11 protein-coding genes are annotated in these 15074 nt (G+C 69.5%); 3 read left to right on the top strand and 8 right to left on the bottom strand.

The window, feature by feature from the left end; all coding sequences use genetic code 11:
• Positions 1-14 precede the first annotated feature (14 nt).
• A complete protein-coding gene (locus ACFVM3_RS14310) occupies positions 15-1316 on the top strand; it encodes a glycosyltransferase family 87 protein (protein WP_378438747.1) in 1302 nt (433 codons plus the stop codon).
• Here ACFVM3_RS14310 and ACFVM3_RS14305 read toward each other — a convergent pair whose 3' ends face one another.
• The 5 genes from ACFVM3_RS14305 to ACFVM3_RS14285 form a co-directional block, all read right to left on the bottom strand.
• The gene (locus ACFVM3_RS14305; RefSeq protein ID WP_003071237.1) at positions 1317-1526 is read right to left on the bottom strand and encodes a helix-turn-helix domain-containing protein; all 210 of its coding nucleotides are present in this window, start codon (positions 1524-1526) and stop codon (positions 1317-1319) included.
• 177 nt (positions 1527-1703) lie between these two features.
• Complete coding sequence (locus ACFVM3_RS14300; protein ID WP_034311834.1) at positions 1704-3332, bottom strand: ABC-F family ATP-binding cassette domain-containing protein; 1629 nt, start codon at positions 3330-3332, stop codon at positions 1704-1706.
• A 141-nt stretch (positions 3333-3473) separates the two neighbouring features.
• Complete coding sequence (locus ACFVM3_RS14295; protein ID WP_378438745.1) at positions 3474-4142, bottom strand: acVLRF1 family peptidyl-tRNA hydrolase; 669 nt, start codon at positions 4140-4142, stop codon at positions 3474-3476.
• Between the two features lie 172 nt (positions 4143-4314).
• Positions 4315-7182, bottom strand: coding sequence for a S8 family serine peptidase (locus tag ACFVM3_RS14290; protein ID WP_378438848.1), 2868 nt, complete (start codon positions 7180-7182; stop codon positions 4315-4317).
• 213 nt (positions 7183-7395) lie between these two features.
• Positions 7396-8958 (bottom strand): deoxyguanosinetriphosphate triphosphohydrolase family protein, encoded by a 1563-nt coding sequence (locus ACFVM3_RS14285; protein ID WP_378438743.1) that lies wholly within the window; start codon positions 8956-8958, stop codon positions 7396-7398.
• A gap of 43 nt (positions 8959-9001) precedes the next feature.
• Here ACFVM3_RS14285 and ACFVM3_RS14280 point away from each other — a divergent pair, with 43 nt between their 5' ends.
• Both ACFVM3_RS14280 and ACFVM3_RS14275 read left to right on the top strand, forming a co-directional pair.
• Entirely contained in the window at positions 9002-10129 is a 1128-nt protein-coding gene (locus ACFVM3_RS14280) for a lycopene cyclase family protein (RefSeq protein WP_378438742.1), read from the top strand.
• Positions 10130-10201: 72 nt separating this feature from the next.
• Positions 10202-11887: an EAL domain-containing protein gene (locus ACFVM3_RS14275; protein WP_378438740.1), complete on the top strand. Its 1686-nt coding sequence runs from the start codon at positions 10202-10204 to the stop codon at positions 11885-11887.
• 33 nt (positions 11888-11920) lie between these two features.
• On the opposite strand, the gene ACFVM3_RS14270 is transcribed toward ACFVM3_RS14275, so the two are convergent.
• Genes ACFVM3_RS14270 through ACFVM3_RS14260 form a run of 3 tightly spaced genes read right to left on the bottom strand, consistent with a single transcriptional unit; the run spans position 11921 to position 15040 of the window.
• Positions 11921-13081, bottom strand: a complete 1161-nt coding sequence (locus ACFVM3_RS14270; protein WP_378438738.1) for a sulfotransferase family protein — start codon at positions 13079-13081, stop codon at positions 11921-11923.
• A 10-nt stretch (positions 13082-13091) separates the two neighbouring features.
• On the bottom strand, positions 13092-13874 hold the full coding sequence (locus tag ACFVM3_RS14265; RefSeq protein ID WP_378438736.1) for an SDR family oxidoreductase: 783 nt from the start codon (positions 13872-13874) through the stop codon (positions 13092-13094).
• The gene (locus ACFVM3_RS14260; RefSeq protein WP_378438734.1) at positions 13871-15040 is read right to left on the bottom strand and encodes a hypothetical protein; all 1170 of its coding nucleotides are present in this window, start codon (positions 15038-15040) and stop codon (positions 13871-13873) included. Before ACFVM3_RS14260 ends, ACFVM3_RS14265 begins: the two co-directional genes overlap by 4 nt.
• Positions 15041-15074: the final 34 nt, after the last annotated feature.

Below are 15074 nucleotides of genomic sequence, written 5' to 3'. Positions count from 1 at the left end.
GGTAGCCTGAGCCGGTGACCATGGACCCGGACCGGCGACGACTGACCATAGACCTGGTCTTCTACACGGGCTGCCTGATCTTCGCGGTCGTGAACACGGCCGTCGCGGAGTTCTACGGTTATCGCGTGTGGGCGAACTTCGCCGTAGCGGGTTACGGCCTCGCCGTGGTCCACACCGGCTGGCTGACGATCGCCGCCCGGCGCGGCGAACCGCTGCCCGGCGCGCTCGGTTCGCGGTGGATCGGTATCGGGGCGATCGGCCTGTTCGCCATGATCCTTCCCTTGGGAATGCTCGTCATTCGCCGCCTGACCGGAGTGGACTGGCTCGTCACGCCGAACTCCTGGGCCGCGCAACCCGAGGTCTGGGTGATCGAACGGTCGGCGAAACTCCTTCTGGAGAACGGAACCCCGTACGTCGACGTCACCGCGCTCGGTCGCGCGGTGGAAGTAAACGATTACACACCATACGGTCCGGTGATGACCGTCTTCGGTCTGCCGCGCGCCCTCTTCGGCGGCGGCCCGGTCGCGGACGCCCTCACCGACGCGCGCTGGATGTTCGCGCTGGCCGCCGTCGCGTGCGTGCTGCTGACGCTGCGGCTGCTGAAATGGCCGAAAATCCCGGTCAGCGCCGCGCAACTCGCGCTCGCCTGCCCGCTGACGGCACTGACCTGGGCGGTCGCCGGCCCGGATCTGGCCATCGTCGGGCTGCTGGTGCTGTCCTTCGCACTGGCCGCGACCGGCCGCACGGTCCTGTCAGGTCTGGTGCTGGCGCTGGTGGTCAGCGCGAAACTCATCGTCGCGCCCGCGATCGTGGTGCTGGGTGTCCTGGTGATCACGCGTCGTGGTCATCGCGCACTCGGCGGATTCACCGCGGCACTCGTGGTGACGACCCTCGTCCTGCACGTCCCCGTCTACCTGGTCGGCCCCAAGGCGTTCGTCGAGCACGTCTTCCGGTTCCCGCTGGGAATCGGCGTGATCAAGTCACCGGCGGCGAGCCCGTTGCCCGGCCACCTCATCGCTTCGCTCGGCCCGGCGGGCACGGCGGTTTCCTTCGCCCTGCTCGGGATCGCCGCCGTCGCGATCCTGCTCTGGCTCCTGCGCCGTCCTCCCGCGACCGGTTCGGACGCGCTGCTGCGCATGGCCGTCGGACTCGTCGCGCTGATCATGCTCACACCGGCGACGAGGTACGGCTACCTGGTGTATCCGCTGGTCCTGCTCGGTGCCAGGCTGGCCTTCCTGGCCGCGGAAACCCGTGAAACAGCGGTCCCTGGAAAGGGAACTGCGCCCCCCGCGCAGCAGTCCGCTACTTCCTCGTGACTACTTCTTCTTGACCCTGGTGGCACCGCCACGGCCGCGCAACTGGACGCCGGACTCCGAGAGGACCCGGTGCACGAACCCGTACGACCGACCCGTGGACTCCGCGAGAGCGCGGATGCTCGAGCCCTTCTCGTACTTCTTCTTCAGGTCAGCGGCCAGCTTGTCACGCGTGTTGCCGGTGATCCGCGCGCCTTTCTTGAGATCAGCCACGTCGATCGCCTTCCCGCCGAGAGTGTTCTGGGCCACATAACGGCCCCTGTCGCCGCAATGATCGAACACTGAGCGCCGGAATGCCAGACGACGAGCGCAAAACTGCTGAAACCGCGATCACATTGGGCCATTTCAGTGGCCGGATGGCATCGATCAAGCACCCGAACGGACGCAGGCTCACGCAAGCTGGACAAGTTCCAGATAATCCGCCGACCAATGGTCCTCGGTGCCGTCCGGCAGGAGGATCACGCGTTCCGGCTCCAGCGCCTCGACCGCGCCCGGGTCGTGCGTCACCAGGACGACGGCTCCGGCGAAGCTGCGCAAAGCGTCCAGGACCTGGGCGCGGCTGGCCGGATCCAGGTTGTTCGTCGGCTCGTCGAGCAGCAGAACGTTGGCAGCGCTGGACACCAGCCCGGCGAGCGCGAGCCGGGTCTTCTCGCCGCCGGAGAGCGTGCCCGCGGGCTGATCGAGCTGCTCGCCGGTGAACAGGAACGAACCCAGAAGGTTCCGCAACTCCTGTGCACCGGTGTCCGGCGCCAGATGACGGATATTTTCCCACACGGACGCGTCGTGGTCGAGGGTTTCATGTTCCTGTGCGTAATAGCCCAGACGCAATCCGTGACCCGGAATGGTCTCGCCGGTATCCGGAGTTTCCATTCCACCGAGCAGCCGGAGCAATGTCGTCTTTCCGGCACCGTTCAATCCGAGCACGACGACCTTCGACCCGCGGTCGATGGCGAGGTCGACTCCGGTGAAGATCTCGAGCGAACCGTAGGACTTCGAGAGCCCCTCCGCGGTGAGCGGCGTCCGGCCACAGGGAGCGGGCTCGGGGAACTTGATCCGGGCGACCTTGTCGGCCTGCCGGGTCTCGTCGAGCGCCGAGAGCATCTGCTCGGCACGGCGGGCCATGTTCTTGGCGGCCACGGCCTTCGTCGCCTTGGCGCCCAGTTTGGCGGCCTGCTGCTGCAGCGCGGACGCCTTCTTCTCGGCGTTCGCGCGCTCGCGGCGGCGACGCTTCTCGTCGGTGGCGCGCGCGTCGAGGTAGCGCTGCCAGCCCATGTTGTAGAGGTCGAGTTCGCCGCGGGTCGCGTCGAGGAACCACACCTTGTTGACGACGTCCGCCAGCAGTTCGACGTCGTGGCTGATGACCACGAGACCGCCGTCGTGCTGCTTCAGGAAACCGCGAAGCCAGTTGATGGAGTCGGCGTCGAGGTGGTTGGTGGGCTCGTCGAGCAGCAGGATCGTCTCGGATTTGCCGCCGGCGCCCGCCTCGGCGGCGGCGAACAGGATCCGGGCCAGCTCGACACGGCGGCGCTGACCACCCGAAAGCGTCTGCAGCGTCTGTTCGAGCACCCTGTCGGCCAGGCCGAGATTGGAACAGATCCGCGCTGCCTCGCTCTCGGCGGCGTAACCCCCGAGGGAAGCGAAGCGCTCTTCGAGACGGCTGTAGCGGTTGACCGCCTTGTCGCGTTCCTTCTCGTCCGCCAGCTCCGACATCGCGGTCTGCGCCTTTTCCATGTTGCGCAGCAAGGTGTCGAGGCCGCGCGCGGAGAGCACGCGGTCCTTCGCGGTGACGGACAGATCGCCCTCACGCGGGTCCTGCGGGAGGTAGCCGAGCTCGCCGCTGCGGCGAACCTCGCCCGCGTACGGCTCACCCTCCCCCGCCAGCACCTTGAGCGAGGTGGTCTTGCCGGCGCCGTTGCGGCCGACCAGGCCGATCCGGTCGCCCTGCTGGATGCGGACGTTGGTGTCGTCGAGCAGAATGCGCGAGCCGGCGCGCAGCTGCAGGCCAGAGGCCGTGATCACGGGAACTCCCGGTAAAAGGTGGATGAGCGGACAGCTTCGACTCGTCTGCCGTCGGGCAGACGAGGAGCTCACTCCAAGAGGATGTCCACGCGATCAGTGTACGGGCCGGTGTCGAACGGTTTTATCCGACCGTGCCCGACGTCACGGCCCGGACAGGGTGATTTCGACCGCGACAGCCCGCTCCGCGGCGTCTTCGAGCACCGTGCGGCGAGGTTCGGCGATGTCGAGGACGCGGGCCTCGGCACGCTGGAACAACGGCGCGAGACGTTTGTCCTCGCGCAGGGATTCCAGGGCGCGGCGGTCACCGCCGAGCACGACAGCGTCCACTTCGGACAGTTGCGGGACGAGCACCTCGAACGCGTCGTCCGCGGCGGACCGAAGCGCTGAGCGCGCTTGCCCTTCCCGCCGCCGCGCGAACCGCTGCTGAGACCAGCCGCCCGCGGCCGAACGGCCCTGGACGAGGTGGCGGTCCGTCCTGGACTGTACGACCACTCCCCCGCGCGCGATCCCGACACTGTGCCCGCCGCGGCGCACCAGCAGGAGCGCGATCCTTCGCGAGATCAGCGCGTGTTCGATGAGCGGGCCGACGGCGAGCCCTGGAACGGTTCCTTCGGCATCCAGCGGTCCGAAAGGGACGGTCGCGACGGCGACTACGCCGTTGTCCGCGACGACCGTGACGGTGTCCGGCTTCAGCTCTGTCGAACGGACGCCATCGTTGCGGACGGCGAAGCGGGCGTACCAGCCTTCGAGGCGATCCGGCGTCACCTCGACCGCCCGTCCCCCGCCCGCTACCTGCCGCTCCCTCGCCATGGGTCCAACGTACGGGTCCCGGCCCGGTCCGGCAGCCGGTGCCAACTCCGCACTCGCGTGATCGGGCGCGTAACTCGCGTGATTGAAGACGTAACTCGCGAGTCGCGCCTTCAATCACGCGAGTTACGTCTCTGATCACGCGAGTTACGCCTTCACGCGCGAGCCGAAAGGACTAGACCGGCTTCACCGGTCCGCGCCCCACCGACTTCCCGACACCCGCGGGCCGCTCCGCCACCCCGGGCGGAACGAAACCGTTGATGTGCAAGGAAATCGCACGGATCGACCCGGTGTCGCCACCGGCGACGTCCACCGCGGTGAACTTCCAGATGCCGTCGGCGACACCGGCCAGGCCGCCGAGCGCCTGCGCCGGCTTGTAGGTGCCGGTGAACGGCGCGTTCGCCGCGCTCACCGAGCTGAACGCGGTGGCCGCGTTGTCGGCGAAGACGACCTGGCACAGGTTGTTGCCCGAGCCGCCGCTGCGCTGGAACACGGTCGCCTTCGCACCCGACGGCGACGTCAGCGTGCCGACCAGGTCACCGACGTACGAGTGGTTGATGCCCACCGTCGCCGAGGTCTGGTCGGTGCCGCAGGTCGCCCCGTCCACCGAGAACGTCAGCTTCGACGCGCGCCCGACGCCGCTCACCGTGATCGGCACGGTGACACCGGTCGGGTCACTGTCCGGGATGGCCACGGCGTCACCGGCGTACGCGAAGTTCTGCGTCACCGGCGACGGAGTGCCGACCGGCAGCGAGAACGTGGACGTCGTCGGCGAGTACGAACCCGCGAAGGTCACGCGCGCGTTCAGCACCACCGGCACCCCGAGTTCCTGCGTGGCGGGAACGGTGATCGTGAAGTCGTTCACGCCGGTCTGCCCGGGGCTGATCGTGCCGTACGACTTCGACCGCGGCGCCACCGTGACACCGGGGGTCGGGCTGGAGAGCACGACGCTGGTGGACGTCGCGGTGCCGTCGCCGCGGTTGGTCACCGGCAGGGTCACCTTGGCGGTGTCGCCAGGGTCGAGCGCGGAGCCGCCGTCGGCCGGGGTGACCGTCGGCTGTCCCGCGGACGCGAGCGGCTGCGGGCTGGCACCGGTGTAGGCGAGCACCTTGTCGGCGAGGACGACGCCCGCGCCGCTGGAGTTGTCGCGGCCAGGGGCCAGGATGTCGACGGCGGTGTTGATCAGCGCCTCGCGCACCTCGGCCGGGGGCAGCCCCGGGTTGCCCGAGAGCACCAGGCCCGCGATCGCGGCGGCGTGCGGCGCGGCGGCCGACGTGCCGTAGAACGTGGTGAAACCGGTGACACTGGTCGAGACGCCGTCGGCCGCGGTGATGTCCGGCTTGGCGCGGACCTCACCACCGGTCCCGGACACGTTGCCCGGGGTGATCGGCGTGCCGTCGGCCTGGTAGAACATCCGCCGCGGACCGTCCGAAGTGAACCGTTCGACCTTCGTGGCCGCGCCGAAGGCACCGGGGAACGGGCCCGCCGGGTTGGCCGGGTCGCCCGGTTCGAGGGCACGGGGGAACGCCTTGGCCGCCGGTGCCGCCGCGACACTGAACGCGTCCCGCGCGGCCGAGTGGCCGACGGTCACGCCGGGGCTGGTGTAGGCCTTGAGGCCGTCGGCCGAGTCGGAGAACCGGCCGCGCAGCGCGGACAGCGAAAGGTAGCGGCCTTCACCGGAGAACTTGACGATGGCCAGGCGCAGTCCGGCGACGCCGGTGGTGTCCACCCGTTCGTAGGCGTCCTGAGTTCCGCTCTGGACGTCCTGGCTGAAGTCGACGACGTTGCCCGCAGCGTTCAGCAGGTACAGGTCGTAGTCGTTGTTCGAGGCGCCCAGCGGGTCGGACCAGAACAACGTGACCGGCACCCGGCCCGACGCGTTCGAGAGCGGCTGGAAGATCTGGTTGCCGTCGGCACCGGCGAAGTTGTGCGCGGTACCGGCGTATTTGCCGACGCTCTTGCCGGAGTCGACGAAGTCGCCTTCCCAGTGGCCCGAGGTGCCGTCGGTGACGTTGCCTTCGTTACCGGCCGAGGAGAAGTACAGCGCGCCGTCGGCGGTCACGTCGTTCACGGCCTGGGCGATGATCCAGTCCTGGAACGGCGATTCCTTGAAGTACAGGACGTCGTCGACGATGACGTCGCAGCCCGCGTCGAACCGCAGTTTGCGGATGTTGTCGGCGAAACTGGCGTCGGAGTTGAACGCGCTGGCGAAACCGAGCGACGCGTTCGGCGCGAGATCGTGGATGATCTCGAGCATCGCGGTGCCCTCGTCGCCGTCGCCTTCCTGGCCGGGGATCACGTCGACGCCCGCCGGGAGTTCGCCGCGTGCCTGCGAGGTCGCGAGCGAGTCGATACCATCGGACAGCGCGCAGATCTTCGTGCCGACGCCGGTGACGCCGAACTGCTGGCGCGCGGTGTCGGCGTTGTGCGCGCGGTCGCCCTCGCTGTTGACCGGTCCGGCGGCGATACCCGGCTGTCCCTTGGCGTCGACGGCCTTCTTCAGCTCGTCCGCGATCCGGGCGGCCTTCTCTTCCTTGCTTTCCCGCTTGCCCGCGGTGGCGGGCTCGGCGAGCTGGCGGGCGGTGAACGCCTCGTTGGCGGTCTCGACCTTCTTGACGTCGGCACGGGCCGCGATCGCCGGGACCGCGTTCAGCGGAATCTCGGCGCGCACGCTGCCGTACCGTTCGGACACCGCACGAATCCCCGCACCGGATTCACGCAGTCCCTTGAGGAGTTCTTCCGAGACCTGGCCCCGGATGTCCACGAGAACGGTGCCGGCCGCGGAGACATTCGCCCCAGACCCCAGTGCGGGAACCGCGGAGGCCGACATCCGCTGCGCGCGGAGTTTCTGTTCGACGAGCAGTCGGCTGTCCACTTTGGACTCGCCGACGCTCTGGCTCTTCTTGAGCGACTGCAGCGCCTCGATCTGCCGGACGGTGTTCGCCGAGAACGCGTCCGGGGACGATCCGCTTTCCGCCGCCGCGACGGGCGGGCTCACCAGGCCGAGCGCGGTGACGAGGGCAGCGGTGCCCGCGGTCAGGATCGTTCTTCTTCTCCTGCTAGAACGGGTTGGACGCACGTGCGCCTCCGATTCCTAGGCGCGTGCCCCGACTCACGCTGACCGACGCCGGCGATCACCGGCTCGATCAAGCTAAGTACCGGGCGCGCACCGGCGGCAGGAGCCGTTCGGGTGACGTCGGAGGGAGATTTTCCGGATTCGGCCGCAGGTCGTGGGCCGTTCAGGGTAATCGCGTCGTCACAGGACGAACGAGTCCGACCAGGGCTGCGAAGCACGGCCCGACAAGGCGTCCAAAAGGGTCACCGCCTGCTTGTCCGTCAGCGACGCCACGAAGTCGACGACCGCCCGCCCGCGCGCCAGACCGCGAACGGCGTCGGCACCGGTGACCGGTTCCCCGGTCGCTCCGATGAGCAGTTCCGGCGAGGTCCGCGCGAGCGCGGAGAACTCGGACTGCGCCAATTCCACCAAGTCGTGCAGCCGTCGCGGGAGCCGGTAGAACTCGTCGCGATCGAGCAGCCACGCGTCGAGCGCGTCGACCAGCGTGGTCACCAGGCTCGCCTGTCCGCGTTGGTGCAGCGCGAGTTCCGGGCGCAGCAGCACGAACCGCCGGTGCACGAATTTCAGCACCTGAACCTCGTGCCACTGGGCGGGACGCAACGTGAGATGCCCTGTCCGGGTCGAAGGCGAAGCCACCACCTGGACGCCGTCGACGAGCCGCGCGGTCCATTTCGAGGAGAAGGCGGCGGTGGCCTGCTCGGCCTCGATGGAGCCGTCGAAGCCGGTGGCGAGCAGGCCGTCGACGAGTTCGGCGCGGACACGGGCGACGGCACTGGTGAAGGCGTCGTCGTCGACGATCCAGCCGTCCTTGGCGTGCATCCGGCGGCGCAGCCGTTCCAGCGAGCGGCCGGGCAGGCGCCGTTCCGCGGTCAGGGTCGCCTCGTCCAGCGCGGCCAGCTCCAGCGCGTGGTCGACCCAGCCGGAGAACTCGGCGGCGACCGGAGCGTGCTGCAGGACCCCGATCCGATGGAAGTCCTGGAGGTCGTGGATGGCGTAGGCGATGTCGTCGGCGGTGTCCATCACGGACGCTTCGACGGTCTGCTGCCAGGGTTCGATCCGGCCGTCGAACGGCGCCCGCGCCTGGGTGAAGTCGTCGAGTTCGGTGCTGTAGGCGGAGAACTTGCTCGCACCGGTGCCAGGCGCGTCGGCGGGCTCGGCCGCGCCGCGCGGCTGGACGGGCATCGACGTCGGATGCGGGTCGGGCACGTGCAACCGCGCCCACGGGTACTTCAGCACCGCTGCGCGCACCGCCGTGGTGAGGTCCAGCCCGGAGGCGGACGGGCCGCGCACGTCGGTGGTGGTGATGATCCGGAACGACTGCGCGTTGCCTTCGAAACCGTCGGCGAGGCCGAAGCGGTGGCGGGCGATCCGGTCCAGGGTCTGCTCGCCGAGATGCCCGAACGGCGGATGTCCCAGATCGTGCGCGAGCGAGGCGGCCTCGGCGACGTCCGGATCACAGCCGCCCAGTTTCGCGGCGAGTTCAGCGGAGTCGCCGCTCGCGTTGATCCGCTCGGCGATGGCGCGCGCCACCTGCGCGACCTTGAGGCTGTGCGTGAGCCGGTTGTGCAGCAACCCGGCTCCCCCGGCGCTGACGACCTGGGTCACGCCGCCGAGCCTGGCGAAGAACGGCGAAGCGGCGATCCGGTCCCGGTCGATCCGGAACGGGCTCGTGGCGAGGTCGCTGAACCCGGCGTTCGCGCTCTCCGGATCGCGCCGCCACGCCCTCGGGTCCGTCTGTTCCATGCGTCACACGGTATCTGTCGGGGCTTTGAGAGACACTGCCCAGGTGGCGGACGTGGTGATCGCGGGCGGCGGCCCGGCCGGGCGGGCGCTGGCGCGTGCCTGCGCCCGGCGCGGCCTGGAAACGACCCTCATCGACCCCGCTCCTGGTCGGCGCTGGCGGGCGACCTACGGGTTGTTCGCCGACGAACTGCCCGCGCTGCCCGGGAGCGCCATCGCGTGCGCGCCTTCGACCACCCTCGCCTTCGGAACCAGGCCGCACGTCCTGGATCGCCGCTACCTGGTGACGGACAACGCAGGCCTGCGCCGGTGGCTCGACGGTGGCTACGACGTCGTCGCCGGGACGGTGTCCGGTGTGGACCACGGCAGGCAGGGTTCGTCCGTGCGCCTCGATGACGGACGAACCCTCGCGACCGGCCTGTACGTCGACGCGTCCGGTGTCCGGCCGCGAGGCGACCGGTACGAACAGACGGCGTTCGGCGCCGTCCTCCCGGCCGAGGACGCGCTGCGACTGGTGGACGACCTGGACACCGCCGTGTTCATGGACTGGCGGGAGACCGAGTCCGGATTCCTCTATGTACTGCCGCTCGGCGACGGCACCGTCCTGGTCGAGGAGACCTCGCTGGCCCGCCGACCCGGCCTGCCGCTCGACGTCCTGGCGGCGCGGCTGCGAGCCCGCCTGAGGGCCATCGGGCTGGCTCCGCGGGGCCGCGAGGAACGGGTTCGGATCGTGCTCGACGTGCCGGTGCCGCGACGCGGCCGGACCGTGCCGTTCGGGACCGCCGCCGCCCTGGTGCATCCGGCGACCGGGTACAGCGTCGCGACGTCGATCCGGCTCGCGGATCCGGTGGCCGACGCCGTCGTCCGGGCTTGGGATCGAGGTCCGGCCGCGGTGGCGTCGGCCGCGCACCGCGCGCTGTGGCCGTCCTCGGCACGCACAGTGCACGGACTGCGGCGGCACGGGCTGCGGGCGCTGTGCGGGATGCCGCCCGATCTGGTCCCGGTGTTCTTCGATTTGTTCTTCGCGTTGCCCATCTCGCTCCAGCGGGCATTCACCAGCGGCCGCGAAGATGTTTCGGATACCACCGAAGCGATGTCGGCACTTTTCCGGATGTCACCATGGCCAGTAAGAAAACACCTGATCGGGTGGCGTGCGTTACGCCGTTCTAGGTAACCCAGGTGCCTTCGCGATGAACATCAGTTGACACGTATTTCGTTTCGTGCCGCCACCGGCGAATATTCGCTTGTGACGTTGCAGATCGCTGTCCGCTTCGCCTATCAGCCGTTGTACAGCCTGCACACCGGTGGCGTCGTCGCGTTCGAAGCACTGGCACGGCCAGGCCGCGGCACCGCCCACGAACTGCTCGCCGACGCCCGGCGCAGCGGCAGGCTGGCCGAGGTCGACGTCGGCCTGGCCGCCGAGGCCGTCCGGCAGCTGGGCGAACCGCAGGCCACCCTCCCCCTGCACCTGAACCTGTCCGCGCGGACGGTCGCGGCACCGCCGGTGCAGTTCGACCCGCTGACCGACGCGCTCAGCCTGGCGGGCCGCCGCACCAGGGACGTCGTGCTGGAGATCGGGCCGCCGTTCACGCAGATCCCCGCAGACCTGCTGCTCACCGGCATGCGACGGCTGACCGAAGTCGGTTTCCGGCTCGCGCTCGACGGCCTCGGCCGCGGCGACCTCCCGCTCACGCTGCTCGCTTCGGCGCCCGTCGACCTGGTGAAACTGGACCGCACCGTGCTGCGCGGCCTGCCGCACGACCCGGCCGCCGTCGCGGTGGTCGAGGCGGTGCTGCACTTCGCGTCGCGCACCGACAACCGCCTGGTCGCGACCGGCCTCGAAACCACCGAGCAGCTGGAGTCCGCGCGGCGGCTCGGCGTGCGGATCGCACAGGGCAACCTGCTCGCCCCGCCGGACGGCGACCACGCGCCGCTGCCCGCGCCCGACGCGCCCGGACCATTCATCCCCGGCACCGCCCGCGCCCGCCGCGTCGGCGACTTCCTCCGGCCCGCGAACACACTGCCGGAAGACGCGACGTGCGACGACGTGCGCGAGGTGCTGGCCGCCGCCGACGGGCCGAGCGGCATCGTCGGCATCGACGACCGGCACCGTCCACAGTGGTCGATCGACCGGACACGGTTCCTGGTCGCGGTCACCGGGTTGTACGGCCATGCCCTGCACGCCAAACGGCCGGCGTCGCGGCTCGCCGACCGGCCGCACACGATCCACGCCGACGCGAGCGCGCTCGAATTCCTCGAACTGGTCACCGACGCGGACTGGGGCCGGACCGGTGACGACGTCGTGGTGGTCGACGACCGCGGCCGGTGTGTCGGCGTGGTGCTGGTGAACGAGGTCGTCCGCGGGGTCGCGGAGGCGAAGGTCGAGGAGGCGGTCTCGCTGAGCCCGCTGACTCGCCTGCCCGGCAGCGACGCCGTCGCCAGGGACGTCGACCGCCGGATCAACGCGCGGGAGCCGTTCGTCGCGGCCTGGCTGGACGTCGATTCGTTCAAGACGGTCAACGACACCGCCGGGTTCGCCGCGGGCGACGACCTGATCCGCACGCTCGGCCGGACCCTCACCGATCTGGAGGCCCGGCTGCGCCGGATGCGCGTCAGCCACGTCGGCGGGGACGACTTCCTGATCGCCTGCGACGTCGACGAGATCGGCACGGTCGCCGCCGCGCTGCTGGACACGGCGTGGTCGGCCGACGGGCTGCCGGTGACGGTTTCGCTGGCGACCCTGGTGTGCGGGCACGGCGCGATCCGGTCCTACAAGGATGCTTCCCGGCTCTTGGCGCCGCTGAAGAAGCGGGCCAAGGAGGTCCCGGGGTCGAGCTGGGTGCTCGGGCGGCCGGGTTCGGACCGCGTCGAGGTCCTGCGTGGGATCACGACGCGCGGCCTCCCCTCGCAACGCGCGGCCGCGGGCTTCTGACCTCCCGCATTTCGTAGGACTGAATGCAGGGAGTCAGAGGGCGTAGGCGGCGTGGTAGGCCGAGAAGCGTTCGTCGACTTCGCCCTCGGTGAGCCCGAAGTCCGCGAGGTCGTACCGGTGCACGGGTTTCCTTTCCCCGGAACGGCTTTCGGCGTGCACCACGGTCATCGCCTCGCGGGCGGCTTCGCTCAGCGGCAGCCCGAAATGCCGGTAGACGCCCTCGACCGTACCGATCGGGTCGGCGACGAAATCCTCGTACCGGACATCGCAGAACCTCGCCGGGTCGTGCCGTTTCCTTGCCTCCAAAGCCTTTTCCGCACCGCGCGCCCAGAGATCCAGCTGGCTGCGGCCGATCACCTCCCCGCGGAAGACGTCGGACCAGCCCACCGACGCCTGCTCGTTCAAACTGCACACCGACGCGACGATCGTGCTCGGCGCGCGATGGGTCTGGACGATCAGCGCGTCCGGATAGACCTCCAGCAGCGCGTCGAGCGCGAAGAGATGGCTCGGGTTCTTGAGCACCCAACGGCGTCCTGCGTCCGGCAAGCCGATGAGCTGCAGGTTGCGCCGATGCCTGCGATAGGCGTCGGTCCAGCTCTGGCCGTCCAGCCAGCGCGAGTAGGACGGCACGTGCGCGAGGCATTCGTAGGACACCGATTTCAGCGACTGCCGCAGGAGCTGCCAGCATTCCTCGACCTGGTCGGCGGACATGTGGTGCAGGCCCATGAACTCGGGATGTTCGACGTGGTGTTTCTCGTAACCCGCCTGGATCCCTTGGAAGACCGGGTTCTCCGCCCAGGTCCCGCGCGGCGGGCGCGGTTGCGGCACCTCGGTCAGCCAGACTTCCAGCCCCTGGTGCGCCGGGTCCTCGGTGAGCAGCCGGTGGAGTGCCGTGGTCCCCGTGCGCGGCAGGCCGGTGACGAAGATCGGCCGCTCGATGGGAACTTCGGCGTATTCCGGATTCTGCTTCCACGAGGCCTCGCTCAACGACCTCGCCACCAGGGCGCCGCGCAGGAACGCGCGATGGATCTTGTTGCCGTACGGCGTCAGCCCCGCCTCGCCTGCGTACGAATCCAGCAGCACGCGGAGACCTTCGAGATGATCGTCGCCGCCGAAGTCGTCCAACCCGGTGAGTTTCGCCGCCGACGCGTGCAGATCCTCCATGGTGCCGACGTTTTCCCGCCCTGGCAGCATGTTCTCCCTCTCAGTGGTGGTATTCGCCGGCGTTGACGTCGAGGCACTGACCGGTGACACACCGGGCGAGCGACGAGGCCAGGAACACGACGGTGTCGGCGATCTCGTCCGGTTCCGGCAGGCGGCGCAGGTCGATCGTCTCCGCCGTCTCGGCGTACACCTGCTCCGGCGGCACCCCGCGTTCCTTGGCCAGATAAGCGAAGTACCACTTCAGCGAATCCGCCCAGATGTAACCCGGCGCCACGGAATTGACCCGGATCCCGCGCGGCCCGAGTTCCGACGCGAGGCTCTGTGCGAGCGCGAGCAGGCTCGCCTTCGCCATCTTGTACGCGCCGAACGTCCGTCGGGAATGCCGCAGCACGGCCGAATTGATCATCACCACCGAACCGCCGCTCTCGGCGAGCGCGGGCGTGAACAGGCGCGTGAGCCGCAGTGCGGCGAGCACGTTGGTCTCGAAGCCCGCCCGTACGTCGGCGAGGTCGACTTCGGCGAGATCCATGATCGGCGGGATCGCGAAAGCGTTGTTCACCAAGGCGTCCACCCGGCCGAATGCCTCCAGCGCGGCCTCGGTGAGGTTCGCCGCCGAAGTGTCGTCGGTGATGTCGGTGGGCACGGCGACCGCGCGGCGGCCGAGCGCGTCGACCTCCTTGGCGACCTCGGCGAGCCGGGACTCGGTGCGGGCCGCGAGGACGACGTCGGCGCCCGCCGCGGCACAGCGCACGGCGATCGACCGGCCGAGGCCCGGGCCGACCCCGGAGACCACGATCACCTTGTCCCGCAAGAGATCCGTCATCCCAGCATCCTCGCCGCGACGGCCTGCTGACGGGCCGAGATCCGGTCCGCCCACTCTTGTGGGGTCACGCACGCGTCGTCGTAGAAGGGCAACCGATCGGCGAGTTCGCCGAACTTCACCACCTCGACCTCGGGCCCGTCGGCCTTCTCGAACGCGCGGGACAGGCGCTGCCACCGGATCTGGACGTAGCCGCGGTCGTGTCCGGTGCGTTCGAGCCAGTTCGCCAGGCCGGGGTCGCGTTCGCTGATCACGAAGCGGATCTTGCCGTCCGGGTCGACCCGCGCCTGGTCGGCGGTGAGGCTCGTCTGATGGTTGATGTAGTCCAGCGAGAGATACCAGACGCTGCCGAGCTGGATGCCCTGGTACGGCGCGTCCGAACGCGGCACCGTCACGATCATGACCTCTTCGTCGCCGAGTTCGTAGTGCCCGGCCGACGAGTACTGCGTGGTCAGGCCGCCCGGCGTCGGCCGCGGCTCGGTCATCGTGTTCACCGGCAGGTTCAGGTAGAACCACTTCGGGAAGGCGAGGAAGGTGCGGAGCCTGCTCAGCAGGATCTTGCCGGTCACGCCGTAACGTTTGGCCAGCCCGTCGCGGGTGAGCGGCGCGGGCGCGCCACCCGCGGTGTCGGCGCACTGGATCTGGATCGTGCCGCGGCGTTCGGTGGCCCAGTCGCTGTAGACCTCACGCACCACGAGCATCGACGAACCAGGGCCGAGGACGAAGTAGTTCGGTCCCGGGTCGGGTTTCGGCGGCCCGAAGCGGAGTTCGAACGAGCCGTCCTCGGCGATCTCGATCTCGCGGTCGTCGAAGGCGGCCAGACTGTCGGGCACCTCGACGGGCGAGTAATCGCCGTTGAGGACCTGGAAACTGACGTCGGCCGTGCTCCCCCGCGTCCCGGTGACGACGTATTCGCGGTCCTCGCGGATGTTCGCGTTGAAGTACAGCGTGTCCGGGTTGTCGAGGCCCATCTTCGTGTACGGCCCGGTGGACTGGGTGAAGAACGGATAGTCCCGTTCGTAGGCCCACGCCATCTGCAGGGAAGCGCGGATGCTGCCGGCGAGATAGTCGTATCCCTCGACCAGATCCTGTTCGGTCCGGATATGCGGCGCCTCCGCGATGATCTTCTCGGCTTCGACGATCGCGTCCGCGAACGGTTGAGTGAGCACCGGCGACTCCTCATACTGGTACAAATATGTACCG

This window comes from Amycolatopsis sp. NPDC057786, from assembly GCF_042797905.1.
In the GTDB taxonomy this organism is placed as follows: domain Bacteria; phylum Actinomycetota; class Actinomycetes; order Mycobacteriales; family Pseudonocardiaceae; genus Amycolatopsis.
The sequence above is the reverse complement of the archived record's forward strand: the minus strand, read 5'-3'. Positions and strand labels throughout refer to the sequence as shown.